This is a genomic window from Anaerosinus sp. (assembly GCF_965318445.1).
In genome coordinates this window covers 58,657-85,198 of record NZ_CBDNNH010000018.1, presented here as the reverse complement: position 1 = coordinate 85,198, position 26,542 = coordinate 58,657, and the positions used below count along the sequence as shown (strand labels likewise).

26 protein-coding genes are annotated in these 26,542 nt (G+C 37.5%); 20 read left to right on the top strand and 6 right to left on the bottom strand.

Going from position 1 to position 26,542, the window contains the following annotated elements:
* The 13 genes from ACWZFG_RS08645 (at nt 1) to ACWZFG_RS08585 (ending at nt 11,011) form a co-directional block, all read left to right on the top strand.
* A complete protein-coding gene (locus ACWZFG_RS08645) occupies nt 1–621 on the top strand; it encodes a MotA/TolQ/ExbB proton channel family protein (RefSeq protein ID WP_177504662.1) in 621 nt (206 codons plus the stop codon).
* Nucleotides 618–1,028: a biopolymer transporter ExbD gene (locus ACWZFG_RS08640; RefSeq protein ID WP_177504663.1), complete on the top strand. Its 411-nt coding sequence runs from the start codon at nt 618–620 to the stop codon at nt 1,026–1,028. Before ACWZFG_RS08645 ends, ACWZFG_RS08640 begins: the two co-directional genes overlap by 4 nt.
* A gap of 104 nt (nt 1,029–1,132) precedes the next feature.
* A complete protein-coding gene (locus ACWZFG_RS08635; protein WP_455577430.1) occupies nt 1,133–1,780 on the top strand; it encodes an energy transducer TonB in 648 nt (215 codons plus the stop codon).
* Between the two features lie 14 nt (nt 1,781–1,794).
* On the top strand, nt 1,795–1,938 hold the full coding sequence (locus tag ACWZFG_RS08630) for a Com family DNA-binding transcriptional regulator (protein ID WP_147666697.1): 144 nt from the start codon (nt 1,795–1,797) through the stop codon (nt 1,936–1,938).
* A gap of 41 nt (nt 1,939–1,979) precedes the next feature.
* Complete coding sequence (locus tag ACWZFG_RS08625; RefSeq protein WP_455577429.1) at nt 1,980–2,933, top strand: ABC transporter substrate-binding protein; 954 nt, start codon at nt 1,980–1,982, stop codon at nt 2,931–2,933.
* A 5-nt stretch (nt 2,934–2,938) separates the two neighbouring features.
* Nucleotides 2,939–3,952 (top strand): FecCD family ABC transporter permease, encoded by a 1,014-nt coding sequence (locus ACWZFG_RS08620; protein ID WP_177504689.1) that lies wholly within the window; start codon nt 2,939–2,941, stop codon nt 3,950–3,952.
* A complete protein-coding gene (locus tag ACWZFG_RS08615; RefSeq protein WP_177504665.1) occupies nt 3,949–4,749 on the top strand; it encodes an ABC transporter ATP-binding protein in 801 nt (266 codons plus the stop codon). The genes ACWZFG_RS08620 and ACWZFG_RS08615 overlap by 4 nt, the downstream gene beginning before the upstream one ends.
* 1 nt (nt 4,750) lies before the next feature.
* Complete coding sequence (locus tag ACWZFG_RS08610; RefSeq protein ID WP_455577428.1) at nt 4,751–5,491, top strand: ABC transporter ATP-binding protein; 741 nt, start codon at nt 4,751–4,753, stop codon at nt 5,489–5,491.
* Complete coding sequence (locus tag ACWZFG_RS08605) at nt 5,491–6,225, top strand: ABC transporter permease (RefSeq protein WP_455577427.1); 735 nt, start codon at nt 5,491–5,493, stop codon at nt 6,223–6,225. Before ACWZFG_RS08610 ends, ACWZFG_RS08605 begins: the two co-directional genes overlap by 1 nt.
* Before the next feature lie 16 nt (nt 6,226–6,241).
* Entirely contained in the window at nt 6,242–6,760 is a 519-nt protein-coding gene (locus ACWZFG_RS08600) for a flavodoxin family protein (protein WP_455577426.1), read from the top strand.
* A gap of 3 nt (nt 6,761–6,763) precedes the next feature.
* Nucleotides 6,764–8,170, top strand: coding sequence for a heme anaerobic degradation radical SAM methyltransferase ChuW/HutW (gene hutW / locus ACWZFG_RS08595; protein ID WP_455577425.1), 1,407 nt, complete (start codon nt 6,764–6,766; stop codon nt 8,168–8,170).
* A gap of 22 nt (nt 8,171–8,192) precedes the next feature.
* Complete coding sequence (locus tag ACWZFG_RS08590) at nt 8,193–10,136, top strand: TonB-dependent receptor plug domain-containing protein (RefSeq protein WP_455577424.1); 1,944 nt, start codon at nt 8,193–8,195, stop codon at nt 10,134–10,136.
* Nucleotides 10,112–11,011, top strand: coding sequence for a ChaN family lipoprotein (locus ACWZFG_RS08585; protein ID WP_455577423.1), 900 nt, complete (start codon nt 10,112–10,114; stop codon nt 11,009–11,011). Before ACWZFG_RS08590 ends, ACWZFG_RS08585 begins: the two co-directional genes overlap by 25 nt.
* Nucleotides 11,012–11,064: 53 nt before the next feature.
* Here the strand turns inward: ACWZFG_RS08585 and ACWZFG_RS08580 are convergent, their stop codons facing one another.
* Nucleotides 11,065–12,225 (bottom strand): M20 metallopeptidase family protein, encoded by a 1,161-nt coding sequence (locus ACWZFG_RS08580; protein ID WP_455577422.1) that lies wholly within the window; start codon nt 12,223–12,225, stop codon nt 11,065–11,067.
* A 236-nt stretch (nt 12,226–12,461) separates the two neighbouring features.
* Here ACWZFG_RS08580 and ACWZFG_RS08575 point away from each other — a divergent pair, with 236 nt between their 5' ends.
* Together ACWZFG_RS08575 and ACWZFG_RS08570 are read left to right on the top strand one after the other, a co-directional pair.
* On the top strand, nt 12,462–13,688 hold the full coding sequence (locus ACWZFG_RS08575) for an aminopeptidase (protein WP_455577421.1): 1,227 nt from the start codon (nt 12,462–12,464) through the stop codon (nt 13,686–13,688).
* Between the two features lie 74 nt (nt 13,689–13,762).
* Entirely contained in the window at nt 13,763–14,272 is a 510-nt protein-coding gene (locus ACWZFG_RS08570; RefSeq protein ID WP_455577420.1) for a GNAT family N-acetyltransferase, read from the top strand.
* A 61-nt stretch (nt 14,273–14,333) separates the two neighbouring features.
* Here the strand turns inward: ACWZFG_RS08570 and ACWZFG_RS08565 are convergent, their stop codons facing one another.
* Nucleotides 14,334–17,543, bottom strand: coding sequence for an SNF2 helicase associated domain-containing protein (locus ACWZFG_RS08565; RefSeq protein WP_455577419.1), 3,210 nt, complete (start codon nt 17,541–17,543; stop codon nt 14,334–14,336).
* A gap of 275 nt (nt 17,544–17,818) precedes the next feature.
* On the opposite strand from ACWZFG_RS08565, the gene ACWZFG_RS08560 reads away from it, so the two are divergent.
* Both ACWZFG_RS08560 and ACWZFG_RS08555 read left to right on the top strand, forming a co-directional pair.
* Entirely contained in the window at nt 17,819–18,520 is a 702-nt protein-coding gene (locus tag ACWZFG_RS08560; RefSeq protein WP_177504676.1) for an AzlC family ABC transporter permease, read from the top strand.
* Nucleotides 18,517–18,843, top strand: a complete 327-nt coding sequence (locus tag ACWZFG_RS08555) for an AzlD domain-containing protein (RefSeq protein WP_177504677.1) — start codon at nt 18,517–18,519, stop codon at nt 18,841–18,843. The genes ACWZFG_RS08560 and ACWZFG_RS08555 overlap by 4 nt, the downstream gene beginning before the upstream one ends.
* A gap of 69 nt (nt 18,844–18,912) precedes the next feature.
* Here the strand turns inward: ACWZFG_RS08555 and ACWZFG_RS08550 are convergent, their stop codons facing one another.
* The 4 genes from ACWZFG_RS08550 to ACWZFG_RS08535 form a co-directional block, all read right to left on the bottom strand.
* Nucleotides 18,913–19,326: a hypothetical protein gene (locus ACWZFG_RS08550; protein WP_177504678.1), complete on the bottom strand. Its 414-nt coding sequence runs from the start codon at nt 19,324–19,326 to the stop codon at nt 18,913–18,915.
* Between the two features lie 16 nt (nt 19,327–19,342).
* Nucleotides 19,343–19,753: a hypothetical protein gene (locus tag ACWZFG_RS08545; RefSeq protein WP_418627456.1), complete on the bottom strand. Its 411-nt coding sequence runs from the start codon at nt 19,751–19,753 to the stop codon at nt 19,343–19,345.
* A 116-nt stretch (nt 19,754–19,869) separates the two neighbouring features.
* Nucleotides 19,870–21,462, bottom strand: a complete 1,593-nt coding sequence (locus tag ACWZFG_RS08540; protein WP_455577418.1) for a vWA domain-containing protein — start codon at nt 21,460–21,462, stop codon at nt 19,870–19,872.
* Nucleotides 21,459–22,757: an ATP-binding protein gene (locus tag ACWZFG_RS08535; protein WP_455577417.1), complete on the bottom strand. Its 1,299-nt coding sequence runs from the start codon at nt 22,755–22,757 to the stop codon at nt 21,459–21,461. The genes ACWZFG_RS08540 and ACWZFG_RS08535 overlap by 4 nt, the downstream gene beginning before the upstream one ends.
* Before the next feature lie 204 nt (nt 22,758–22,961).
* Here ACWZFG_RS08535 and ACWZFG_RS08530 point away from each other — a divergent pair, with 204 nt between their 5' ends.
* From ACWZFG_RS08530 to ACWZFG_RS08520, 3 genes are read left to right on the top strand one after another with little or no spacing between them, the layout of a single operon-like run.
* On the top strand, nt 22,962–25,148 hold the full coding sequence (locus ACWZFG_RS08530) for a DNA topoisomerase III (protein WP_455577416.1): 2,187 nt from the start codon (nt 22,962–22,964) through the stop codon (nt 25,146–25,148).
* A gap of 10 nt (nt 25,149–25,158) precedes the next feature.
* Nucleotides 25,159–25,626, top strand: a complete 468-nt coding sequence (locus tag ACWZFG_RS08525; protein ID WP_455577415.1) for a hypothetical protein — start codon at nt 25,159–25,161, stop codon at nt 25,624–25,626.
* Between the two features lie 21 nt (nt 25,627–25,647).
* Nucleotides 25,648–26,535 carry a YitT family protein gene (locus tag ACWZFG_RS08520; protein WP_455577414.1) on the top strand — a complete coding sequence of 296 codons (888 nt, stop codon included), beginning with the start codon at nt 25,648–25,650 and terminating at the stop codon, nt 26,533–26,535.
* Nucleotides 26,536–26,542: the final 7 nt, after the last annotated feature.

Genomic DNA, 26,542 nt, shown 5'->3' with positions numbered 1-26,542 from the left:
ATGGAAGGTTTTTTTAAATGTTTTGATTGGTTTGTGCAAGGGGGGCTTGTGATGTATCCTTTGCTGTTTTGTTCAATCTTTGTTGTAGCAATAGCCATTGAACGTTTCTTATTTTATCGCAATCATTGTGGGCAGATGATGACATTTTTACAAACGGTGAAGAATTCTGTAGCTGAAGGAAAGTGGCAGGAGATTCAAGAGGAATGTCTAGTGCATGATAATATATTAAGCCGCATCTTGGGGCAAGGATTAAGGTATCGCAAAAACTTTGATCATATGAAGGAAAGCTTTGAAAGTTTGACGGTTGCGGAAACGACGGGATTGCGCAATAATTTAAGTTATTTAGATACCATTGTCACCATGGCCCCTTTATTAGGGTTACTTGGTACAGTGATGGGGATGATTGGTTCGTTCCAAGTCCTTGATATTGCGGGCAGCAATCCATCAGTGATTACAGGAAGTGTAGGCGAAGCATTAATTGCGACAGCTTCGGGACTTTGTGTCGCAGTTATGGCACTAGCCGTTCATAGTTATTTTACTCACTGGCTTGATCATATTATTACACATATTGAACAGACTTGTATTATGATACTAGAAAAAAATAAAGGTGAATTATTATGAAGGTAAGAAGTGCACGAATTGAGTCTTCGCCTAAGTTAATGATTATTCCAATGATTGATATTATTTTCTTTTTATTAGTATTTTTTATGATGAGTACGTTGAATATGGTACATCAAAAAGCGTTACCAGTAGATCTGCCAAAAGCGATGACTGCGAATCAGATGGAAAATAAAACAACGTCGATTACTTTGCTGGCAGATGGGATGATTCAAATAGATGAAACCATCGTATCTAAAGCGGAAATGAAAAATTCTGTGATGCAAAAGCTTCAGGAGAATAATGAAATGGCAGTTGTATTACGGGCTGATAAATTGACGGAACATGGAAAAGTAATTGAAGTGATGGATACCTTAAAAGAAGTTGGAGTAAAAAAACTTGCAATTGCTGCAGAAAAGAAAGGAACGTGATGTAAGTGCAAACTTATTGTTCAGATTTTTTAGGGCGCAGCTTTAAAATCTCGTGTGCGATACATGTTTTGCTCCTAGCTCTGATGGGAACAACCTTTTCCGAGATGCATAAACCGGAAAAAAACGTTGATGAATATATTTTTATTGATATTGAAGAGCCAGTTGCGCAAGTTGATGAGAAATCTTTTATCGCAAACCACTTGGAACAGGTAATACAGATACCTTCTTTAACCCAAAAATCTGCTGCGCAAGAACAAAAAAATTTAACACAGCAGCAAGTAACAGCACAATCTTCTTATCATAAAGAGAAACAAGCAGTTGGCTCTGTGAATGCTCTTACGTCTGGCAGTGCCGGTTATGGACAGGAGAGCAATAGTAATGATGCTGACGCCGGACAGGAAATAGCACAAGGGCAAGCTGATTCTGTATCTGCAACAAGCGAAGAAATTAATTCTGGTGGTTATCAAACGGTCAATATTGCACAGCTTGCAACTCAATTTGCAAGTTTGGTTGAGGCAAAAAAAGAGTACCCTTATATCGCATTAAAACGTGGTGAGACGGGCAGAGTTGGTGTTCTTGTACGCTTAAATGCGGATGGGAGTTTAGCTGCAGCAGAAGTGATGCAATCGTCAGGGGTAAAAAGTTTAGATGCGGGGGCAATTAAAGCAGTGCAGAAAGCTTGTCCGTTTATTCATGGTGCAAAACAAGTCATTGAATTTATGGTTCCGATTTATTATGAATTGAATGGATAATGGAGGATAAGGTCATGCAGCGAGAAAGTGAAAAATCAAAACAGGAATTGCCACAAAAACGTTGTGGTAACTGTAATCGACTTTTGTTTTATGGCTATGCAAAATCATTAAAAATAAAATGTCCCAAATGCGGCAATATTCTTTTTTTTGAAAATTAAACGAGAATGATAATCAAAATCTTGAAAGGAAACTTTACTGAATGAAAAAATTTAGTGTAATAATCATAAGTGGACTTATTCTTTTATTTGGCTGTTTGTATTTTGTGAATCAGAATACTGAAAAAAATAGCAATGACCAACAAAAAGTTGTCGATAGCTTGAAGCGAGAGGTGATGATTCCGAAACATCCACAGCGGGTGGTGATCTTAAATGCATCAAATTTAGAATTGTTTTGTGCAGCAGGTGGAGCTGAGTTTATCGTTGGTAAGCCGACTTCACAGGCATTATCGAAAAAAATTCAATTAGATACAAAAGATGCGGCAGAAGTAGGCGTGATTCATAGCCCTGATGTTGAGAAAATTTTAGAGCTTAAACCAGATTTAGTGGTGGGGATTAATGTCCCATTTCATCATTCTTTGATTCCGATTTTGGAAGCTGCCAATATTCCACTCTATGTACGAGCTTTAGATACTTATGAAGATGTAATTGAAACTTTAGATTTTTATGGAAAGTTAATGAACAAAGAACAAAAAGCACAGGAACAAATTGATTTTGTTCAGGCGAAATATAAGCAAGCATTATCTTTAGCGGAGGGGAAGCAAACGCCAAAAAATTTAATCATCTGGGGTTCAACAGAGAGCTTTAATATGGCAACAGGTCAGAGCTTTGTTGGAGATTTAGTAAATCGTCTGGGGGGAAATAATATTGCGGATCATATGGAAGGTGAAACAGGCAGTTTCGTTCCATTAAGTATGGAATATATTGCAAAAGAAAATCCAGAAGTGATTTTTCTTGTTACCCATAGTTCGGATGAAAAAGTAAATCAAAAATTTCAGAATGAATTGGCAAAACATCCTGCATGGCAAGGGATTCAAGCAGTAAAAAATGGGCGTGTGTATACGCTCCCTTATGAATTGTTTGCAGTAAATCCAGGGACGCAGGTTGCTGAAGCAATGCGTATTTTAGCAGAAAAACTTTATCCGGAGGGTAAATAAGCGTGATGATACAAACAAAAGTCTCCGAGGACCCACGATTGAAAAAACGAACGCTTGTCATGCTTGCAGGTTTAGTTATCGTTATTTTAACAATTATTACAGGGGTTACTTTCGGTGCGGTAAAAATTCCTTTTGCAGAATTTTGGGCGGCAATGACACAAAAAGAAATGACGGAAAATTATCAAATCTTATTTCAAATTCGTATTCCCCGTGTGATTGTCGGTGCACTTACTGGAATGAATTTAGCTTTGGCAGGCTGCATTTTACAAGGAATTTTGCGTAATCCGTTAGCTGATCCCGGTATCATTGGTGTATCAGCCGGAGCTGGCGTAGCGGCAATGCTCGTGATGGTACTTTACCCTGAGCAAACAATGCTTGTGCCAATGGTTGCTTTTTTGGGCGCGTTAATTGCAACAGGACTGGTATTTTTATTGTCCTGGGAACGGGGGATTCATCCACTGAGAATGATTTTAGCAGGTGTTGCAGTTGGAGCCTTTTTTGGTGGGGCGATGAGTGCAATCATGGTGTTTCATTCAGACAAAATTCAAGGTACGGTAAATTGGCTGGCTGGTGGTTTTCAAGGTCGTTCTTGGGAACATGTCAAAATGATTTTGCCTTATAGTCTAATTGGAGTCATTGGAACAATGATTGGTTCTAGGTATTTAAATGCGTTGCAGCTCGGCGATGATATGGCGAAAAGCATCGGTACGAATGTAGAAAAAATACGGTTTTATATGGTAACGCTGGCGGCGCTGCTTGCGGCATCGGCGGTAAGTGTAGCCGGTATGCTCGGTTTTGTCGGTTTGGTTGTGCCACATATGATTCGGATGCTGGTAGGTTCTGATTTTGAATATTTATTGCCTTGTTCAGCCTTGTTTGGCGCTGCGTTAGTCGTTGGTGCAGATACGGTTGCTAGGACTGCATTTTCACCAATTGAAGTACCCGTTGGTATCTTTATGGCATTTTTAGGTGCACCATTTTTCTTATATTTATTAAAAAAGGGGTTGAGAAAGGAATGATTTTAGAAGCACAATCCTTGAAACTTCAATACGGAGCAAAAACGATTATTGAAGAAATGAATTTTTCAGTGGAAAATTCAGAAATTATTTCGATTATCGGGCCAAATGGATCGGGAAAATCGACGTTGCTAAAATCGCTGGGACGCCTTTTAGTACCAACAAAAGGCAAGGTGCTTCTCAGGGAAACAGATATTTTTCATATGGAGATTAGCAAGTTTACGAGGAAAGTTGCCATTGTTCCGCAATCAGCATCGGCACCAGGTGATATGACGGTGTATGATATTGTTGCTTACGGGCGGATGCCATATCAGAAGCTGTTTGGCGATAGAAGTCAGATAGATGAAGCGGCGATTGAAGAAGCGATGATAAAAACAGGTGTTGAACATATGAAATATCAGCGACTAGATGCTTTATCAGGTGGAGAGCGACAGAGAGTTTGGCTTGCCCTTGCGCTTGCGCAGAAACCGGAGATTTTACTTTTGGATGAGCCGACAACGTATTTAGATATTCATCATCAATTAGAGCTTATGCATTTAGTGCAAAATTTGCAACAGATGCTAAATATAACAGTCATCATGGTTCTCCATGATTTGAACCATGCAGCGCGCTTTAGTCATCGCCTCGTTGCCGTAAAACAGGGGAAGATTCTCGCGGATGGCAAAGTGGAAGATGTGTTTACGACGGAAACGTTACGTGAATTGTATGGCGTAGAGCCAAACATTATGAGAATTCAGCAGGGAGGAAAAGAACAACTCGTTTGTTTTCCGCAGGAATGTTGCTTAAAAACAGGAGCGTGAAATGGTTAGCTTTAGCATAGAAAATATTCGAAAAAAATATGGACAAAAAGAAGTATTAAAGGGCGTATCAATTTTTGCAAAGCCTGGGGAAGTTATAGGGCTGATCGGTACGAATGGAGCAGGCAAGACAACATTGATTAAAATTATCGCTGGATTGAGTAAGGTTGATGCAGGAACGATCAATATTTTAAAGAGTTGCCCAATAAAAAATCGTACTTTGGTTAGACAACAAATTGCTTTAGTTCCACAAGAAAATAATTTAGAGCGTGAGTGCAGTGTATTTGAAGTGTTATATTTATATGCGCGATTATTTGGGGTAGTAGAGGCAAAAAAGCGTGTAAGGGAAATCTTGCATGAATTTACCATGCAAGACTGGCAAACGAAGAAGGTGGAGCATTTGTCGGGAGGGATGGCGAGAAAGGTTTTAATTGCTCGGGCGATGCTTACCAATCCTAAAATTATTTTGCTGGATGAGCCAAGCGTTGGACTTGATCCTGATGTAAGGCAAGAAATTTGGCAGATGATTTTACAATTAAGAAGTTTAGGTAAGACAATTTTGATTACGACGCATTATATGGATGAAGCAGAATTTCTTTGTGATAGAGTTGCGTTGTTGAAAGAGGGAAGACTACTTTATATGGATACAGTAGAAGGTTTGAAAGAGCATGTGCAAGTTGCGACGGAAAAAATCAGTTTAGAAACAGCGTTTTTGCATTATGTCCGTGAAAAGGAGAAGCTGTAGTGGGTTGGTTGGCAGTATATCAACGAGAAATGGTGTTGATGCAAAAGAAGATTGGCAAGCTTGGTTATGTATTTTCAACGCTGCTTTTTCCTTTAATCTATTTATTTGCTTTTGGTTGGGGCATTGGGGGGAATATTTCTGTCGAAGGTGGATACGTACCTTTTTTAGCTAAGGGGATGGTCACAATTACCGTTATGCTAAATGCGTTTCAGCAAACAGCTTTATCGGTAAGCGTAGGAAGATTTTATTTTGGCAGTTTTCAAACATTGATGTTGAGTCCGATACCTTTAAAGCAGATTGCGCTTGGTATTGTATTAAGTGGAATGACGCGAGGGATTTTAGCAGGTGCCTCTATTTACGCGATTGCGATGCTGATTTTTGATGTGCCGATGATGAATCTCCTTGGAATACTGGGGATTCTTTTGACTTCAATTTGTTTTGCTGCTTTAGGAATCGCGGTTGGCATGTGGGTGAAGAATCCTGATTCTTTATCTTTAGTCATTAATTTTTTGATTACACCGATGACGTTTTTTTGTGGTTCGTTTTTCCCAATTCATAATTTGCCGACTGTGATAAAAGGAATCGTAAAGTTTCTGCCGCTTAGTTTAGCAAACGACTTGTTAAGAATGAATGCGTGGACAATAGAGGCAATTTATGCGATGGGAATCCTCGTTTTTATGGCACTGCTTATGTTTCTTTTCGGCGTTTATCAATTGAGTCAATATACAGAATAATAGGAGTGTTTAATTTATGAAAAGTTTAGTTGTTTATTCAAGTTTAACCGGAAATACAAAAATGGTTGCAGAGGCGATTGTTGAAGCCTTGGGTGAAAATGCTGTGTTAGCAGCCGTTGAAGAAAATCCGACCGTAGAATCATATGATTTAGTTGCCGTAGGCTTTTGGGTAGATAGAGGGACTGCCGATAGAAAGAGTGCAGATTATTTAGGAACGATTAAAAATAAACGGGTAGCTTTATTTGCTACTTTAGGTGCTGATCCTCATTCAGATCATGCCAAGAAAAGTTTGGAGAATGCGGCTGCTTTATTAGATGCATCGAATGAAGTTGTTGGTCAGTTTATTTGTCAGGGAAAAGTTGATCCTAAATTAATTAAAAAAATGGAAAAAATGTTCCCGGCGAATCATCCGCATGGGATGAATGAAGAGCGTAAAGCACGTCACAAAATAGCGAGTACACATCCCGATACAAATGATTTATTAGAGGCAAAGACTGTGTTTAATAAAATCAAGTCGGAATTGTTAGGAGGCTAAAGGATGAAAAAAACATTAGCAGAAATTTTGTCTCAAATGAATGAAGAACAATACCGCTTGACCGTTGGAAAAAATACAGATCATCCATTGCAAGATGCATTTGATAAGAAAAGAGTTGTTCATCCAAGTGTGCAAGGACGGCCTCTAAGTGAAGAAGAAAGGCAGGTTGCTTGGCAAAATACGATGCATACAGAACTGATAAAGGTAGAAAAGCGCACCGCTTATATTCATATCCCGTTTTGCAGTCATCTTTGTTTATATTGTGGTTTTTTTCAAAACTACTCGAATGAGGAACGAGAAACGCTTTATGTGGATTGTTTGATCAAAGAACTATCCATGTCGGCAAATGAGAGCTACTTAAAGGCCGGGCTCATTCATGCGGTATTTATTGGGGGCGGAACACCTAGCGCCTTATCCCCGTACAATGTGCGGCGTGTTTTACAGGCAATTCAAATGTATCTGCCGTTAGCGAATGATTGTGAGATCACGCTTGAAGCGCGTATCCATGATTTAGTGAAAGAGAAAATGGATGCGTGGTTTGCCGGTGGGGTAAATCGAGTTTCGGTCGGTGTTCAGTCCTTTCTCACGAACCTTAGAAAGTCAATGGGGCGGTTAGATGATTATGAAACGGTGGTTGCCAGATTAAAAGAGTTAGCAGCCTATGAACAAGCTTCGATTATTATTGATTTAATTTATGGATTACCAGGACAGACCGTTGAGGATTTATTGTTTGATTTGCAAACGGTAGACAGTTTGCCGATTGATGGCATGGATCTTTATCAATTGAATTTATTTGATGTAAGCCCGTTGAAAAAAGCGATTGATGCAGGCAACTTACCGCCAGCGGCTACAACAGCGGAGCAAGCACAAATGTTTGCCGTTGCGAATACTTGGTTAAAAGAACGCGCGTATAAACAATTGAGCAACTGTCACTGGGCAAAGGGGATACGCGAGCGCAATATGTATAATTTGCTAACAAAAAGCGGGGCTGAAGTATTTGCCTTTGGTTCTGGTGCTGGAGGAAACATTGGTGCATATAGCATTTTCTTAGAGCGCAATTTGAAAAGCTATATAGAACACATTCAAGCGGGCAAAAAACCGTTGATGTTTATGGCAAAGAAATCAGCGAAGCAAGAATTACACAATGATATGTTAAAGCAATTAGAAAGCGGCTATTTTAATTTGGAATTTTTAGCAGCAAAATATGGTGAGCACATAAGAGAACTAGAGTATTTACTGGAAATTTGGCAAAGACATGGCTTGGTGAACAAGGGAAAAGTATTGAGTCGCTTAACTGAGGCAGGACAATTTTGGCATATTAATATCGCGCAATCGTTACTTGAGTGTACAGAAGCTTTACTTGAAGGCCGTTTAAAAACACAAGTGCAGGCGATTGCGGCGCAAGGGTAGAATAGGGAGGAGAAAGTAGAGGATGAGATTCGTGGGGCAAAATAAAAAAGCATTATTAGCCATGGCAATTGGATTATATTTAACGTCGCCAGTATCTGCTGTACAGGCAAGTGATGAAATCGTGCAAAGTAGAGATGTTATCGTTTCGGCTACTAGAACGCAGCAAGAAATTAAAGAAACTCCAGCGAGCGTAGAGGTAATTACGCGCGAAGATATTGAAAATCTTGGGGCAGATAGTGTAGTAAGTGCATTAAAATTAGCGGCTAACGTAGATATTACCAAAGCGGGAATGACAGGAAATAAGGTATCCATTCGCGGGATGAATACGAGTCAAACGCTGATCTTAATTGATGGACGGCGTATGGCAGGTGAAGATACATCAGTTACGGCCAATTTTTATGAATTGGATCGGATTAATTTGACTAATGTTGAGCGAATTGAAATTGTGCGTGGACCAGTCAGCTCTCTTTATGGTTCGGATGCACTTGGCGGTGTGATTAATATTATTACGAGAAAGTCAGATGTAACGACAAGCCAACTTGGTTTATCCACAGGAAGTGAACAAAGAAATGTGGATTATCATTTAGATTTAGGGAAAAATGGGAAATGGGCCTGGAGTTTTGATACTCGTTATAGCGATATTTTGAAACAGACCTATGCAACGGAAAACACCAACATGTTTGGCGACCGTCATTTCTTTAATATTTCAGGGACTTATGATTTGACGGAAGATAAAAAAATAGATGTGTTTTATGAGTATATGAAAGAGAATTTAGCGGAAGATTATGCTTCTGGGAACAAAGAGTATTGGGAAAATCAAAGACGTTCTTATGGCATTACTTATCGAGGTAAAAAAGCGGCGGGCGATTATGAACTTCGAATGTACTTTAATAAGTTAGAAAAAGATGATAATACATATACTTCTGCTAGAAAATTGAGTGATTTTGATGTTGCAAAATACGAAACTTTCGTTGTTGATGGCAAAAATACAACACAAATTGGCGATAATCATTTACTGACTTATGGTGGGGAATATCGTCAAACTTCTTATCGAGGGACTAGATTAGGAAATGGTGGAGATGATATCTTTAGCATTGAACGTGATGGCGTAACGAAAACTGGTTCAAAAGCAACGATTGATTATTATGCAGCATACGTACAAGATGAATGGGTAATAAATGATCGTTTATTAGTGATTCCATCCTTGCGTTATGATGATAGTGACAAATTTGGTGATAAAGTAAGTCCGAAAATTGGCATGACGTATAAAATGAATGATAATTATCGGTTAAAAGCAAGTTATGGAACTGGATTTAAAGCCCCGAGTATCAGTGAACTGTATATGAATATGACACGTCAAATGGGAACGATGAAAGTTACTGTAGCTGGTAATCCAGACTTACAGCCAGAAGAATCTAAAAACTTTGAATTGAGTTTAGAAGGCGAACGTGGCAATAGTTTCGGAAAATTAACTTATTTTCACAATGATGTAGATAATTTAATTGGGACAGAAACAAAAATGAGTTATATTCCAGGTTCCGGAATGGTAGCGACAAGCAAATACGTCAATGTTAATAAAGCAAAAATTGATGGTGTCGAATTGGAATTGGGACGTCATTTAAATGATAAATGGACGGTAAAACTGACAAGTAATTATTTAGACGCAATTGATAAAAAAGATGATGCAAGATTAGAAGATCGTGCAAAAAATCGGACAACATTACAGTTGCAATATGATGATGTAGACAATAGTGGTATCCATGCAGTGATTTGGAATGAGTGGATAAATAAATATCGTTATAGTAAATCGGATTATGATTATAGTACATTTAATGTCAGCGTAAGTAAAAAATTCAATGACACCGTGAATGGCTATGTTGCAGTAGAAAATATCTTTGATAAAAAGATAGATGACTTAGCAATTGACGGTAGAGTTTGGAGATGTGGAGTTCAAATGCAATTATGATGCGTAAATGGTTATCGGTAATTTTTATTGTGGGAGTGTTTTTTATCAGTTTACCAATGCAGGCAGAGGCGGCATTGCAAGATGGTTTTTATCAGAAAAATGGCGAACAGTTATCGGTTAAAGACGTTGCCCGTCGTTTTTCAACGTATGATGTGATTTTCTTTGGGGAATATCATGATAATACATGGATTCATGAACAAGAAAATGAATTTTTAAAAGCTTTATATAAAGAAAAACCAAATTTAATTTTGTCGTTAGAAATGTTTGAACGCGATGTGCAGCCTTATTTAGATAAATATTTGACAAATCAAATTTCCGAAAAAGATTTTTTAGAAAATTCACGTCCGTGGAAGAACTATACAGAGGATTATAAACCTTGTATTGAGTTTGCAAAAAATAAACAAATTGCCGTATTGGGCGGAAATATCCCTCGCTATCTAGCCGCTGAATATGCGAAAAGTGGAACGCTATACAGTATAGAAGAAATCAAGAAAAAGTATCTGCCATCTAAGCATATCGTGAATCATGATGCGTATTATGCTGCATTTGTTTCTTATATGAAATCAGGACAGGTTGGGATGAGACTGGATGATGCACAGATTGAAAGGTATTATCAAGCGCAATGCTTAAAAGATGATGCGATGGCGGAAAGTATAGTTGAAGCATTAAAGCAGAATAAAGGGAAAACTATTCTTCATTTACAAGGGGAGTTTCATGGGAGAAATCGACTTGGCGTAGTAGAGAAGGTACGGTTATTGAATCCTAATTTACGTACCGGACTGATTACCTCTGTTTATGTGAGCTCAGAAGCAGAAAAAAATTTGGCAATACAAAATTTAGCAGACGGAGATATTGCACTTATTGTTCAAAAATAAGAAAAGTACCGAAGAAAATTTTCTTCGGTACTTTTTTAGTGGTTGATATAAATTTATCCGATGGCTAAATCAATAGCTGTTCGTGCCATGACTTCCATTCCGTAAAGAATTGCACGTTCATCGAGATCAAATTTTGGATGATGATGTGGATAAATCATTTTATCCGTACCTGTGCCGATAAAGAAAAAAGCTCCAGGAACATGCTTTAGATAGTAAGAAAAATCTTCGCCACACATCACAGGAGGAACTTCTTCTACTTTGATTGGTGCGTGACATTTTTCTACTGCCTTAGCGATTGCTTTACTATAGCTAGGAACATTGATAATTGCTGGATGCCCCAATAAAGTTTCAGTTTCAGCAGTAGCATCATTCGCCGCACAGATTCCACTCACAATAGCTTCAATGCGAGCGAAGATTTGTTGGCGTACATTTTCATCAAAAGAGCGAACAGTTCCCTCAAGGGTTGCCGTTTCGGGGATGATATTGAAAGCGTTTCCCGCTTGGATTGAGCCAACGGAAACAACAGCAAGTTCAAGTGGATCAATCGAGCGGCTCACAATCGTATTTAAACCGAGAACGATTTGAGAGGCAATTAAGATTGGATCAACGGTTTGCTGTGGCATCGAACCGTGTCCGCCTTTTCCATGTACAGTGATTTTAAATTTATCAGGTGATGCCATGAGATTGCCATAGGTAATGCCGATTGTACCGAGCGAAATTGGCTGCCAAATATGTGCGCCGATAATTGCATCTACATTGTCTAATGCACCATCTTCAATCATAGAAACAGCACCACTTGGAAATTGCTCTTCACGAGGTTGAAAGATAAAGCGAAACGTTCCTTGAAGTTTATCACGCAGTTCGTGAATTATTTGTAAGGTGCCAAAGACAACAGCGATATGACCGTCATGACCACAAGCATGGCAAGCATTTTTATTTTTCGATTGATATGGCGTATTACATTCATCTTGGATTGGCAATGCATCAATATCAGCGCGAATCGCGATGGTTTTGCCTGAATTTTTACCGTGAATTTCGGCAATTACACCTGTAGTTCCCGCAGGGCGGCAGTTAATTTGCAGCGCTTTTAATTCAGCTAATAATTTTGCTTGGGTTTGATATTCCTCACCGCTAACTTCAGGATATTGATGAAAATGGCGACGAAGTGAAACTGCCCAAGGATGATGTTTTTGTGTAAGTGTATAGAGATTCATAAGATACATCCTCGTAGAATAAATTTAGATTTGTATAGAAACGCAGCTGGAGTAAAAAATCCAACTGAATTAAGTCTACTTTATTATATAAAGAAATCATAAGGATGGCAAAATAAACTTGCGAAATATTTGTTAGCCCTCTAAAATAAGAAATATATTTTGGTAAATACTATAAAGAATAAATAGTCTACATTGCATTTTAAATAAATGAGATGAAAGAATATAGGAGGAGAAAGATGGAACAAAAGTTAGAAAAGTATGCACGCCTTGTTGTGCGCAAAGGTGTAAATATTGAGAAAAACCAGATTCTTGTGATTAATGCGCCGATTGAATGTGCAGATTTTGCCCGCAAGATTGCAAAAGAAGCTTACTTGGCTGGAGCAAGGGATGTTGTGGTCAGTTGGAATGATGAGGTATTGGGGCGAATTCGGTTTATGCATGCGCCAGAAGAAATCTTTGATGAATTTCCTGACTGGCGCAAAGAAATGTATATCGGGTATGCACGGCAAGGGGCCGCATTTATCTCTATCGCAGCATCAGATCCGGAAATCTTAAAGGGCGTAAATCCGGATCGTATTGCAAGAATGCAAAAAGCGAGTGGAAATGCGTTAAAAGAATATCGTGAACGCATGATGAACAATAAAAATACCTGGTGTGTTGTATCAATTCCAACGGTTAACTGGGCGAAAAAAATGTTTCCGGATTTGAGTGAAATGGAAGCCATGGCGAAATTGTGGAAAGCGATTTTGGAAACGGTACGCGTTGGCGATGGAGACCCAATAGAAAGCTGGGAAAACCATTTGAATACATTGAAAAAAAATAAAGAGTTGATGAATCAATACAATTTTAAAAGTTTACATTACAAAAATTCGCTAGGAACAGATTTGACGATTGAATTACCAAAAGGACATATTTGGTTCAGTGGTTCTGAATTTACACCAGAAGGTAGAGAATTTGTTGCGAATATGCCAACAGAGGAAGTTTATACAATGCCGAAAAAACATGGCGTAAATGGTACCGTGGTTAGCTCGAAACCGTTAAATTATCATGGAAATTTGATTGAGGAGTTCAAATTGAAGTTTAAAGATGGAAAAGTTATCGAGTATTCAGCAAAAAAAGGTCAGGAAATTTTAGAAAAGTTGTTGACTGCGGATGATAGTTCTGCTTATCTTGGCGAAGTTGCACTTGTTCCCCATGATTCACCGATTTCGAATTTGAATATTTTATTTTACAATACATTATTCGATGAAAATGCCTCCTGCCACTTAGCATTTGGTAAAGCATATCCAGTTTGTATTGCGGGCGGCGATAAAATGAATGAATCAGAACTGGAAGATGCTGATGTGAATGATTCGATTATTCATGAAGATTTTATGGTTGGCACGAAAGATTTAGAAATTATCGGTATTACGGAAGATGGCAAAGAAGTAACGGTATTTAAAAATGGCAATTTTGCTTGGTGAGGTAGAATTAAGAATTTTTACTGAAGGTCTTGTTTATTCCATGAAACATGAAGCATAAATCAGGAGGAAAAGCTATGTTAATCAGACAGGAAACAAGCAAAGATTGCAATATGGTTTATAGCCTTGTAAAAGATGCATTTGCAACTGCAGAATACAGCGATGGAAATGAGCAGGATTTAGTTGATGCTTTAAGAAATGGGGTGGCATTTGTACCGGAACTTTCTCTAATCGCGGAGATTGACGGCAGGATTGCAGGACATATTATGTTCACAAAAGCAAGGGTGGGAGAGGATACAGTACTTGTCTTGGCACCGTTGTCCGTGCTGCCAGAATTTCAAAAGCAGGGCATAGGTACTGCTTTAATTGAAGAAGGTCACAAAATTGCCAAGAAATTAGGATATCAGTATTCGCTGGTCTTAGGAAGTGAAAAATATTATCCGCGATTTGGTTACCGTCCAGCAGAACAGTTTGGTATTGAAGTTCCTGATGGGATATCTTCTGCCAATTTTATGGCAATCAACCTACAAGATAATGTAAAGCCTATAAGTGGAACGGTAACTTATGCAAAAGAGTTTGGGATTTAAAAATTATAGTAAAGCCGGATGATCAGCTTCATGTCGATCGTCCGGCTTTTGTTGTATATCGTTAGGTTAGATTAAATAATTCGCGTAATTCTTTTTCGTTAAGTTTGGATAAAAAATTTTCTCCCGGCTGGATGATGCTATCGATGAGCGATTTTTTCTTTTGTTGCAGGTTGAAGATTTTTTCTTCGATAGTATTTTTGGTGATTAATTTAAAGACTTGCACGGTATTATCCTGTCCTAAGCGATAGGCGCGGTCGGTCGCCTGCTCTTCAACTGAGGGATTCCACCATGGGTCGTAATGAATAACCATATCGGCGCCGATTAAATTCAGCCCTGTTCCACCAGCTTTGAGCGAGATTAAGAATACCGGCTGATTACCGCTATTAAAGGAGTTTGCCATTTGCACGCGGTCAAGTGCCGGGGTAGATCCGTCTAAGTAGTAATAGGAAATGCTGCGATTTTTTAATTCATTTTGCAGAATCGCCAACATACTGGTAAACTGGGAGAAAATCAAAACGCGATGATTACCTTTTATGGCATCGATTAACATCTCCAGCATCAATTCAAGTTTCCCACTACTACCGTGATAATCTTCGAGGAATAAACTTGGATGACAGCAGATTTGGCGTAAGCGCGTTAAAATAGATAAAATTTTTATTCGACTTTGCTCAAAACCATTTTTAGCAAGTTCAGTTTGAAATTCTTTTTGGGCTTGAATGAAGTAGCTTTGATAAATTTTTGCTTGCTTGTCGGTCATTGTATTGATTAATTTACTTTCAATTTTTGGCGGTAATTCCGTTAATACTTTGCTTTTGATTCGACGGAGAATAAATGGGGTAATATAACGGTTTAAATCTCGCATAACGAGAGGATCTTGTTTTTTTACAATCGGAATTTCAAATTTTTTCTTAAAAGCACTATGTGATAATAGGTAGTCAGGCATGATGAAGTCAAAAATCGACCACAATTCAGTCAATGTGTTTTCAATCGGTGTGCCTGTGAGGGCAAAATAACCATCAGTTTGAAGATGTTTTACGGATTTTGCATTTTGTGTATTGGGGTTTTTAATATGCTGTGCTTCATCGAGAAAACAATAATGAAAATGGCGGTTTTCGTAGTCTGTAATATCACGTTTTAAGATATTATAGGTAGTGATAATAATATCATAATTGTTGCTCTGTTTGAGTAACTCAAGTCGTTCCGCCCGCGATCCAGTGATGACGAGTGAGGTAAGTTCTGGTGCAAATCGCTCAATTTCTTCTTGCCAATTATAAATGAGTGAAGTCGGAGCGATCACGATGGACGGCAGTGGAGATTTTGATTTTTCCGATAGGATGAAGGTGATGACTTGCAACGTTTTCCCCAAACCCATATCATCAGCGAGAATTCCGCCCAATTTGTAATGAGCCAAAGTTTTAAGCCATTTAAAGCCGACTTTCTGATAGTCGCGTAAGATGCCATTGAGTGATGGCGGTATAGCAATATCCAGCTTTGCCGGTTCGGTAATATCAGAAATGAGCTGATTGAATGCCTGATTACGTGATAATTTTAATCCTTCAATATCGCGCGATAAGTTGTCGAGGTAGAGCGCTTTTGCCAAGGAGAGTTTGATTGTATTGCTATTTTTAGGGGCTTTTAGATTTAAGTGTTCAGCTAGATCAGCTAAATTTTCTAATTCATCGTTGTCTAAATTGATAAAGGTACCATTTTTCAAACGATGGTAGCGTTTTTTTAAGCGATAGGAACGCAGCATGGAAAAAATATCTGGCAAATTTAAATCGTCTGCTTCAAATGACATTTCAAGTACATTGTCATCGCTTACACGAATGCCAGTAGAGAGATTTTCGATTCTTTTTATTGGGTTTGCTTTCATCGTGTCGCTGTAATAGATTTCGGCGCAATTGGTGAGTTCACGAATTCCATCATTCAAGAAGTCATAAATCTGCATTTCATCTGATTGTATATAGTGATTTTTTTGTGGGGTAAATGCATATTTGGCGAATAACGCATGAATTTTATCTTCTTCTTGTTGATCGCGAATCAAAATTTTATCTCCGGTATGATTAACGATTTCTTTATTGAGAAAAGGATTAATTTCGATATCACCGTATTTGAATTTGAGATCGGCATAGAGAGAGTTTTTATCTTGATCAAGATAAATCGCAGCATTAAGCGGCAAAATATCATATTTTTTCATAATTGTATTGGAAACATCCAAAGATGCTATTTTTTCTAATTCAGGCATAACATTTGAAAAAAAACGTGGTAGGTCTTCGGTATGAATCGGGAGTGTAATCCCGGGACTTTGTTCAAAAGCTAGTAAAAGCGGCTTTATATAGGTTGAAAACTCTTTATCAACATGATATAAAGTATCGTTTACCCACAAATAACGATAATGATGGTCTAGCGGGAGAATTGATGTTTTTCCAAGAGATAATACGGCTTTGCCGTAAGCGTTATTTTCTAATTTGATTTTTAGATTGGGTCGATCATTTAGGATGCTTGTCTGTGGATACAAATATCCATCAAAAGAAAGGTCAAACGGGGTGTTTTCCATGATTGCGAAAAATTTCTGTAAACTGGTAGGAGTTAAAAGAAAACTTTTATTCACCGCTACTTTACTGTCACTAATCGTGTACGGTGATAGACTTTGTTCATCTTCATATGCCGTTATTAAGAGATTGTAAAGTTGTGCAGAGATAGGATCGAAATTTGGCATTACAGAATGTAAGGTGAATTTTGCGCCAAATTTAATATCTTCTTTTAGATACGCGGAAGATAGAAAATTTTTCATATTGCGAATTACATATTGTCGTTCACTGCCAATTGTAAACTCAAGGTCAGCGGCAATTTTTTTATAGTAACGACGAATATTTAATGTTGGAATAAGATGGGCGACTTTTTCATTTTGGGGAGACTGGCGAATGCTTTGGAAAAAATGAAAAAGCAAGTTACTAGGCTCTTGCTTCTTTACAGGCGGCTGTTTATCTAAATTACATTCTTGAATTCGCTTTAAAACAGCAACGACGTGTTTACAAGCGCCAATATATTTATGGGATGCAGGACAATCACAATGATATGCGGAGATATGGTCGGCATTTTCGTTCAAAGTGATACGCACGTTATAGATGTCAGAGCCGTAAACTAAGGCGCTAAATGTATTTTGATTGGCAGTAAAATCTTTTACATAATGATTTCGATAATAAGATAAGCCGCGACTAAACGTTTCAATGGTCGCAGCCGATTTTTTTATAAGTTCATCGGTAAGCATGTTTATTAACCTCGAATCTTTTTAAATCACCCAGCTAATCCCTGGATAACGAGTTCTAAGATTCAGGTGAAGTTAAAATTCCATCTAAATTAAGAACTCTGTTTATATTCTAGCCATCTGTTGAAATTCCTCTGACAGTATTATTTGCTAAAACTTTACCTTAAAACCAGATAAATATTGAAAAATGCTGATTGAACCGCTATAATAACAAGAAGTGTTAGAAACGTTAAATATAAAGTTATAATTATGTTTTATTTATTATTATTTAGGTTGAAGTGGGGGCGGCTATTATTTTTAAAGGTTTGCTGGATAAAGAGGTATGGAAAGCTGCATTACCGATTTGTTTTGGGTATTTATTTTTAGGTTCGGCTTGTGGTGTTTTTGCCCAAAAGGTAGGACTTACAGTGTGGCAAAGTGGAATTATGTCAATTCTCGTTTTTGCTGGAAGTGGACAATTTATTGCCATTGCAATGATGGGGGGCGGCGCTTCTATCTTATCGATTGTTTTGACTACATTTATTGTTAATTTACGTCATGTATTATATAGTTCAACATTAGCTACTTATTTGATGCGCCAATCTTCACGATATTTAGGTGTATTTGCACAAGGGATTACAGATGAAACTTTTGCTGTGAATTTAAGTAATTTTTCGCAAACAAGGTGGACACCGGATCGAGCATTAGCACTAAACATCATCTCGCATAGTGCTTGGGTTTTCAGCAATATGCTTGGAAATGTATTAGGAAACATTATCTTAGTCGATATCGCCGTTGTAAACTATACATTAACAGCGATGTTTATTGGCTTATGGACGTATCATTTTAGCAATAAATTACTGATTATGATTGGGTTATTTGGCGGTGTTTTAGCTTTGGGATTATCAAGTGTTTTACCGCATAAATTACATATTGTTGTTGCAACGTTAATTGCAGCAACAGCAGGGTGTGTTATCGAAGGTGGGGCGAATAAGAAATGATGAGTACAACTGAAATTATGTATTGTATATTAGGCATGTGTATTGTTTCTTATATTCCACGTGCATTACCTCCTTTTATTTTAGCAAGAGTGAGCCTATCGCCAATCGTTGAACGATGGTTACGTTACGTGCCAACATCAATTTTTGGTGCACTCGTCTTTTCAGAAATTTTTATTAATGGCGATCATTTAAATCTAAGTCTAAATAATATAAATTTACTTGCTTCGCTGATTGTACTTGTCGTTTCGCTAAAGACAAAATCTTTAGCGAAGAGTATTGTAACAGGGATTCTTGTTTATTGGATATTAACAAATTTTATATAATGATAACGATGGAGAATAGAGAAAATCGACAATCCTTAAAGGATTGTCGATTTTCATTATATATTAAAATTAACTATTAAATGGTGGTGGATTATAAATAGAAATAATATCGCCTATTTCCCCCATCGCAGTTGCAATAAGAAATAAATCGTTAATATTGACTTCTTTTTGCTTACATTTACAAATTAAAATATTTTGTAAAATTTGCAGAGCAAAAAGCAATACACCATTTGCTCTTGCGGCGGCTCGATTGCTAGATTTAAATGCCTGGCACCTTGTTTCTTCAAGCAATTTTTGTAGATTGAGATGATGACAAGGACAACGGATAACTCTAGGATCGTTAATTGTTTGATTTGATGTTTTTGTTGTAGTTGTATTGTCTATACAAGTCGTTGTGACGGTTTTATCATCAACGGTATCTGTAACGACAGTTGTTTTGTTATCTTGGCAGGTTTCAGTACGAGTAATTGATGTTGTTTCCATGATTTATTCCTCCTTCTTAACTATTGAATGGTTGCGGATTATTAATATTGATTCCATCGCCTAACACTGCTAAGGCAGAAGTAATTAATACAACATCATCTAAATTGAAATTCTTAGAACGGCAAAGCTCTTTGAGGACTTCTTGTAGAATAATCATTGTAAATACCATAATTGAATTGCTGGTTGCAATTACGATATTAGAAGATCTGAAAGCACATTGACATGCATCTTCAGCAAGCTTATCTAAATCTAAATGCCCACAAGGACAACAGCAATCATTTTCATCTGGTTTGGTAACGGTAATAGTTTCATTTACGTCATTTGATTGGTTCGTCGTTATTTGTGTTGTTTTTGTATCTTCGGTAGCTGTTTCTACACTTTGTGTATTACAGGAGTTGTCTGTATTGGTTACTGTTGTATCGGCCATAATATATACCTCCTAGAAGAATTCATGCTAAATAATATGAGAAGATACGCTATTCCATGCATAAAAATGAGAATGAATTAAAAACAGCTACAGATTTTCTGTAGCTGTTTTTAAGATTAATTTAATTTAAATATATGCCCTTCTCCAGCTTTGGCTAAGGTATGCAAATAATCTTGCTTTTCATTTAATCCAATACAGGAAAAATGGATATGGTGTTTTTTCATTTCTTTTGCCATAAGTAGGGCATCTTCGAGTGGATTGTTTAAATTACCGCTTGTGTAGCAAGGAAGCCCATCAGTGATAAGAAATAAAAATGGCTTTCGCAGTCGCTCTGTTTTCAGGTACTGTAAGCTGATTTTAAAACCTAATGCGAGTGGGGTTGCTCCACTTGGCTGTAGTTGATTTAAGGTATCAATTAGCTTGTTTTTATCTCTAGTAAAAGGTAGAGCAATTGTTGCATTTTGATTATGGAAAGTAATAATACTGATTTTGTGTGAGGTAATTTCGCGCAACTTAAAGATAAGCTCTTTGGCAGTATCAATGCGCCATCCACCCATACTAGCGCTTACATCAAGTAAGAGGCAAATTTCTGCATTGGTTTTGGTATTGGTAGAGTAAAAGGATAAATCATCGACTTGAATAGAAAAATTTTTTTTATACTGATTGAGTTGTCTTACGGCAGCATTATGAATGGTTGTTGCGATATCGAGTGAAAAATCATTTGCTGTTGATGATTTACTAATCTGCTTACTCACAATTGATTTAATGTTTTGAATGTTTTTTATTGGGTGATGTTGACCGGGTTTCTTTTTTAAATAGTTTCTAATTCGCCAAATTAAATTATGCAGTGATTGCGGAAGAGAAAATTTTTTCGATTTCGTTGCCTTGATTAAATTAGATGTATGGGGAATCTGCCTTACTAAACCAAGTAGAGTTTGTTGTTGGCTTTTTTGCCCAGTCGTAGAAGCACTGCTTGCTTGCTGGTCTTGACCGGATAAAGTTTCATCGCCCATAGAGGGAGATGAAGATTTTTTCAATTCTTTCATGGCAAAGGTTGTATCAGAAGTAGTTTCTCGGCGCAGTGCAGAATCGTTTTTGTCAGCATAATCTGATACATTCATATATTGATTATCGTCACTATATCCATTGCTTATCTGTTCTATCTGGCGTAGCTCTAATTTATGGTTTAAAATAACTTTTTCTAAAGTTTCAACTAGATAGAAAAGTAGAACTAAATGTTCATGAGAGAGTGAAAAGGCCAAATGAATGTGATTTTGGTGGGTATAGCATAGAGATTCTTTTGTACCATAAGTTAAGCTTCCAGTAATTCTTCCACCGCCAGTTCCCGTTTGAATATCAAACAAATCTGGATTTGGCAAATTGGCTTTCTGCAGGCTATATTTCCCGTAAGATTTGATAGTTTCAATTACTTTTTTTGCAGCTTGCTGATGATTTACTTTGCCGCATTGATGGAAAACGTCAAGGTGAAAAATTTTATTTTCTATGATTTGTCCATAGAAAAACTTACCAGCATCTGCATTGACGACAATTTGAATGTTTTGTGGTGAAGAGGCTTTATAAAGATGAATTTTTTTACTTAATACACTACTTTGTCCAATACCAACACCGCTGTTTTTATTTAATTGTAGTTGAAGTTCTTCAGATAAATATGCTAAATTTTCATTAGATAAATCGAATATATTCTTCATTTTTCCTCAGGTTTTTGCAACCAATCAGCTTCTTTTAATTCACTAAGAGGCGTGGCAATTTTTGGTGGGGAGATGATATCTTCTTTTGTAGAAGTTTTTAATTGCGGTTGATGATGGGATGGATCTTCATTACGTTTAGTATTTGCAGTAAGGGCGGACATTGAAGGAAATTTGGGCAAAAGTTTGATGAGTTGTTTCAGAAATTGTTGCAATCTAGAAAGGGAGAATTTTTTTATTGTAGGTTTAGGTGTATGTTCTGCGATGACACCAGCGCTTAGGGAAAAAGGTATTTCTTGATGGCTTTTAATTAGGTCAAGGTAGTGAAGAATTTGTTCTATTGTCTGCGTGGATACACGATGGGATAAAGTTGGAAGGATCGCTTTTATGATATCGTCAATTTGTGCTGTGTTTCGTTGGCTAATCGCAGCTTCTAAGCGTGATGCAGTTTCAATTGCTTGAATAGATCGAATGCTTTCTAAATTGAATTGGACGTAAATGGTTGCAAGAATTTGTTGAAGGTCATCACGAAAAGAGATATTATCCAGTTTAGGAATAGAAAAGGTTTGAAAAAGTTCTGTGTCTGGAGAGGTTTGATTTAGAATTCTCTGTACAGAAGTCACATCAGATGGTTGTTTTACTGGAATTGTTAAGTCGAAGCGATCTGATAGCTGCCGCCGAACATCGGCGAGTCTTCCAGGTTCTTCGTCTGGATTGGAAGCTGCCCATATACTAATCTCTACAGGCATTTCGACGATTGGTAGTCCAGCTTCTTCAATTTGGATTCTGCCCGGTTTTGTACCCATTACGTCTAGAAGAATATCAGCTAGTTCAGGGGAGGTATCAGCAAGACGATTAATTTCATCGACAAAAATAATTCCACGATGTGCTTGTGGTATTGTTCCAGGCAAAAGTGCAGCTGTACTATTTTCACTATTTACTAATTTACTTAAATCAATGCTGCCAACTACGGAGGCAATTTTAGCTGAATGGGAGATTTCTAAAAAAGGTCGTGGAACAAATTCAGTTCCGATTGTAGCAATTTCCTCTTGCGTCAAATTTTTGTGTTGTGGGCAATGAGGATTTTTAGGGTCGCAATTGTAAATGCAGCCTTTGATGCGTTCGATTGGTGGCAACAAAGCGTGAGCTGCACGAAGAGCCGTTGTTTTTCCCGTACCGCGCAATCCTTCGGCGTGCAGGTGAAAGGGTAGATGATTACAAGCGGCGATGACTGACATTTCTATCGCATGAAACAGCGGCTCAATGCCGTTGTGACGAATCAGCTGATGATACTGCATAAAAATCCTCCTCCAATAAATTACGAGTTCGAAATATTAAAGAAAATACAGGAATGGTGTTATTTGTAATGTAAGCATAAATTTATGGTTTTCTCACCTGTAGGGTTCACTTTTTTAAAAAAACTTATTCTTGTTTTATTTGCATTGTCTTTATTTATTTTCGTGTATAATAAAGATAAGATATTTTGATTTAAGGAGAAGTTCATGAGTAAAATTCTTGTTTTAGCAGAAAAACCATCAGTGGGCCGAGATTTGGCACGTGTTTTAGGGTGTAATAAAAATGGCAACGGCTTTATTGAGGGAAATCGATATATTGTAACTTGGGCATTAGGACATCTTGTAACTCATGCCGATCCAGAAAAGTATGGTGCGAGTGCGAAAGCTTGGAAAATAGAAGAACTGCCAATTATGCCAGAAGCGTTAGAACTTGTGGTAATTAAGCAGACGGCAAAACAGTTTCAAAATGTAAAAACGCAATTGCATCGCAAAGATGTAAGTGAAATTGTAATTGCAACTGATGCCGGACGTGAAGGCGAATTGGTCGCAAGGTGGATTATTGTTAAATCTGGTGTACATAAACCAATCAAGCGCCTTTGGATTTCCTCAGTTACGGATAAAGCGATTAAAGACGGGGTTGCGCATTTAAAAGATGGCAGACTTTATGAAAATTTGTATCAATCTGCTGTTGCAAGGGCGGAAGCGGATTGGTATGTAGGAATTAATGCAACTCGCGCTTTGACATGCAAACATAATGCGCAACTTTCTTGTGGTCGAGTACAGACACCGACTTTGGCCATTATTGCAAAAAGGGAAGAACAAATTCAGAATTTTAAACCGCGTGAGTATTATGGAATTAAAGTTTGGGCAAATCAAGTGGAATGGACTTGGCAAGAGAAAAAAAGCAAAGCTACAAAAGTTTTCATGAAAGAGCAGGCAGAAAGTATTATAAAGGAAATCAAAGGACAAAAAGCACAGGTGGTTGAAGTTAAATCAGTGCAAAAGAAAATGTTTGCACCAGAGCTATATAATTTAACAGAATTACAGCGAGATGCAAATAAGATTTTTGGCTTTTCGGCAAAAGAAACGCTTTCTATTATGCAAAAACTTTATGAGTCGCATAAAGTACTGACTTATCCAAGAACGGATTCGCGTTATTTATCTGCAGATATTGTGCCAACGATTAAGGATCGCTTAAAAGCGTGCGGAGTGGCAAATTATACGAAGTTTGCATTTCAAGCAAGTAAACATATCGTTGGTAGCAAACATTTTGTTGATGATAAAAAAGTTTCTGATCATCATGCGATCATTCCAACTGAACAATTTGTTAATTTAAGCGCAATGACGGATAAAGAACGTAAAATTTATGATCTAGTGGTGAAACGCTTTATTGCAGTACTTTATCCACCCTATGTATATGAACAGAAAACGCTGCTTGCAAAAATTGGTGAGGAGAGCTTTATTGCACGTGGTAAGACGGTGCAAAGTTTAGGCTGGAAAGAAATTTATCAGAGATCTTTGGATGAAGACAGTGACAGCGAAGTTAGAGAGCAAAAGTTACCGCAGATTAAAGAAGGCGATGGATTATCGGTAGGGAAAATTGAGTTAACGCAAGGAAAAACGAAACCGCCAGCACCGTTTACGGAGGCTTCACTTTTAGCAGCGATGGAAAATCCAATACAGTATATGGAAGAATCAAATCAAGCATTAAAGCAAACCTTGAATGAAGCTGGTGGATTGGGAACCGTGGCAACGCGAGCTGATATCATTGAAAAATTATTTGCATCATTTTTATTAGAAAAACGCGGCAAGGATATTTTTATTACAGCAAAAGGCAGACAATTACTTAATCTTGTTCCGAGTGAATTAAAATCGCCAGTTTTGACTGCAAAATGGGAACAAAAATTAAGTAGTATTGCAAATGGTGCATTAGGCAAAGCTACCTTTATACAAGATATAAAAAGCTATGCTACTCATGTTGTACAAGAGATAAAAAATAGTGAAGATCGTTTTCGTCATGATAATTTAACAAGGACAAAATGCCCTGAGTGCGGAAAGTTTATGCTGGAAGTCAACGGGAAAAAAGGCAGAATGCTTGTCTGCCAAGATCGTGATTGCGGTTATCGTAAAGGTCTGGCTAAAGTAACAAATGCACGTTGTCCAAATTGTCATAAGAAGCTCGAATTGCGTGGGGAAGGTGCAGGACAAATTTTTGCGTGTGTTTGTGGATACCGGGAGAAGTTATCGACGTTTAAAGAGCGTAAAAGCAAAGAATCAAGCACGAAAGTATCAAAGCGCGATGTGGCAAGGTTTATGAAAGACCAAGCGAAAAGCTCAGAAACACCAGTAAATAATGCTTTAGCGGAAGCATTAGCAAAATTAAAATTAAATTGAGGATTGTGTTATGTTAAAAAAAATATTGAGTATAACTATATTATGTATGATTTTGACGATTCATGGTTTTGCGGCGGAAAAGATAGACTTTTCTTATCGTGGTATAGAACTTGGGGGAAGTTATGAAGAAATGGTAAATAAAATCGGACAGCCTCGTATGGATATTAGTCATTTAACGGATACAGCAGTAGTGACATATTATATTTATGGCGAAAATAACGATACACGTATTGGGATTGATGAAGCGACAAAAAAAGTTGTGGATATCAGAATCAGTGACAAAACGTATGAAAGTGAGAAAGGTGTCAAAATCGGCGCTACCTTGTACAAGTTGAATAAAGCTTATGGAAAAGGTGAAAAGGAACGTATCGGGGGGAAGGTTTATTATATTTATCAACAAAATGAAAAAGACCGGTTAATGCTTGATATCTCACAAGGATATTTAAACGAGATTAGAATAACAACACTTGAACAGTAGTATAGAGCGGAGGTGTTTTGTTTGCAGAGTAAAGTTACGCGTTATCTAATCCTCACTTTTGCCTGTTTGATAAGTGCGAGTGCAATTAATTTGTTTTTAGTTCCCCATCAACTACTGAGTGGTGGAATTGGTGGGATTGCGATCATTTTGTATTACTTATTTGGGCTTCCTATAGGGACAATGACGTTGATCATGAATATTCCATTACTATTTGCTGCATATCGATTATTAGGTAAACCTTATACGATGGATGTTATCTTTGGGACGGTTGTGTTTTCAGTGGCAATTGATGCAATGATGTTCTTGCAAAACTTTCCGATTGTAGATGATGCGTTATTGGCTGCAATTTATGGTGGTGTTTTTACCGGCATAGGTTATGGGATTGTCTTTCGCTTTAATGGCAGTACGGGTGGATTTGATATCGTCGCAGCAATTGTGAAAAAGTATTATGCACTCAACATGGGGGCGGTGAATTTTTCATTAAATTGTATCATTATGCTCGTTGCCGCAGGTTTTTTTGGACCGAAATTAGCAATGCTTACCTTAATTTCTATGTTTGTGGCAGCAAAGCTTACAGACAAGGTTGTAGCAGGGTTTAATAATAAGAAAACAGTCATGATTATATCTAGCAAAAGTGAGAAAATTGCTGATGAAATTATAAAAGAAGTTGGGCGTGGTGTAACTTTTCTAAAAGGAGAAGGGGCTTTTACACATCAACATAAGGATATCATTTTTGTTGTCGTAAATTTAACGCAGATTGGCAAAATTAAGTTGCTTGTAGATTTATTGGATCCAATGGCATTTATGATTGTACAAGATGCAAATGAAGTGATGGGGCGTGGTTTTACGTTGCCGGGCACACAGATAGAAGAAATGATAAAATTAAAAAATAGTGCTGTTAGGAAATGAAAGAAGG

Excerpts from the sequence above, each read along its gene's own strand:
- ACWZFG_RS08625 (WP_455577429.1), top strand. The coding sequence starts at position 1,980 with ATGAAAAAATTTAGTGTAATAATCATAAGTGGACTTATTCTTTTATTT.
- ACWZFG_RS08615 (WP_177504665.1), top strand. The coding sequence starts at position 3,949 with ATGATTTTAGAAGCACAATCCTTGAAACTTCAATACGGAGCAAAAACG.
- ACWZFG_RS08555 (WP_177504677.1), top strand. The coding sequence starts at position 18,517 with ATGATGAGTACAACTGAAATTATGTATTGTATATTAGGCATGTGTATT.
- ACWZFG_RS08580 (WP_455577422.1), bottom strand. The coding sequence starts at position 12,225 with ATGAATCTCTATACACTTACACAAAAACATCATCCTTGGGCAGTTTCA.
- ACWZFG_RS08540 (WP_455577418.1), bottom strand. The coding sequence starts at position 21,462 with ATGAAGAATATATTCGATTTATCTAATGAAAATTTAGCATATTTATCT.
- ACWZFG_RS08585 (WP_455577423.1), top strand. The coding sequence starts at position 10,112 with ATGTGGAGTTCAAATGCAATTATGATGCGTAAATGGTTATCGGTAATT.
- ACWZFG_RS08600 (WP_455577426.1), top strand. The coding sequence starts at position 6,242 with ATGAAAAGTTTAGTTGTTTATTCAAGTTTAACCGGAAATACAAAAATG.
- ACWZFG_RS08545 (WP_418627456.1), bottom strand. The coding sequence starts at position 19,753 with ATGGCCGATACAACAGTAACCAATACAGACAACTCCTGTAATACACAA.
- hutW (WP_455577425.1), top strand. The coding sequence starts at position 6,764 with ATGAAAAAAACATTAGCAGAAATTTTGTCTCAAATGAATGAAGAACAA.
- ACWZFG_RS08565 (WP_455577419.1), bottom strand. The coding sequence starts at position 17,543 with ATGCTTACCGATGAACTTATAAAAAAATCGGCTGCGACCATTGAAACG.
- ACWZFG_RS08610 (WP_455577428.1), top strand. The coding sequence starts at position 4,751 with ATGGTTAGCTTTAGCATAGAAAATATTCGAAAAAAATATGGACAAAAA.
- ACWZFG_RS08530 (WP_455577416.1), top strand. The coding sequence starts at position 22,962 with ATGAGTAAAATTCTTGTTTTAGCAGAAAAACCATCAGTGGGCCGAGAT.
- ACWZFG_RS08590 (WP_455577424.1), top strand. The coding sequence starts at position 8,193 with ATGAGATTCGTGGGGCAAAATAAAAAAGCATTATTAGCCATGGCAATT.
- ACWZFG_RS08620 (WP_177504689.1), top strand. The coding sequence starts at position 2,939 with ATGATACAAACAAAAGTCTCCGAGGACCCACGATTGAAAAAACGAACG.
- ACWZFG_RS08630 (WP_147666697.1), top strand. The coding sequence starts at position 1,795 with ATGCAGCGAGAAAGTGAAAAATCAAAACAGGAATTGCCACAAAAACGT.
- ACWZFG_RS08535 (WP_455577417.1), bottom strand. The coding sequence starts at position 22,757 with ATGCAGTATCATCAGCTGATTCGTCACAACGGCATTGAGCCGCTGTTT.
- ACWZFG_RS08575 (WP_455577421.1), top strand. The coding sequence starts at position 12,462 with ATGGAACAAAAGTTAGAAAAGTATGCACGCCTTGTTGTGCGCAAAGGT.
- ACWZFG_RS08635 (WP_455577430.1), top strand. The coding sequence starts at position 1,133 with ATGCATAAACCGGAAAAAAACGTTGATGAATATATTTTTATTGATATT.
- ACWZFG_RS08550 (WP_177504678.1), bottom strand. The coding sequence starts at position 19,326 with ATGGAAACAACATCAATTACTCGTACTGAAACCTGCCAAGATAACAAA.
- ACWZFG_RS08640 (WP_177504663.1), top strand. The coding sequence starts at position 618 with ATGAAGGTAAGAAGTGCACGAATTGAGTCTTCGCCTAAGTTAATGATT.
- ACWZFG_RS08570 (WP_455577420.1), top strand. The coding sequence starts at position 13,763 with ATGTTAATCAGACAGGAAACAAGCAAAGATTGCAATATGGTTTATAGC.
- ACWZFG_RS08525 (WP_455577415.1), top strand. The coding sequence starts at position 25,159 with ATGTTAAAAAAAATATTGAGTATAACTATATTATGTATGATTTTGACG.
- ACWZFG_RS08645 (WP_177504662.1), top strand. The coding sequence starts at position 1 with ATGGAAGGTTTTTTTAAATGTTTTGATTGGTTTGTGCAAGGGGGGCTT.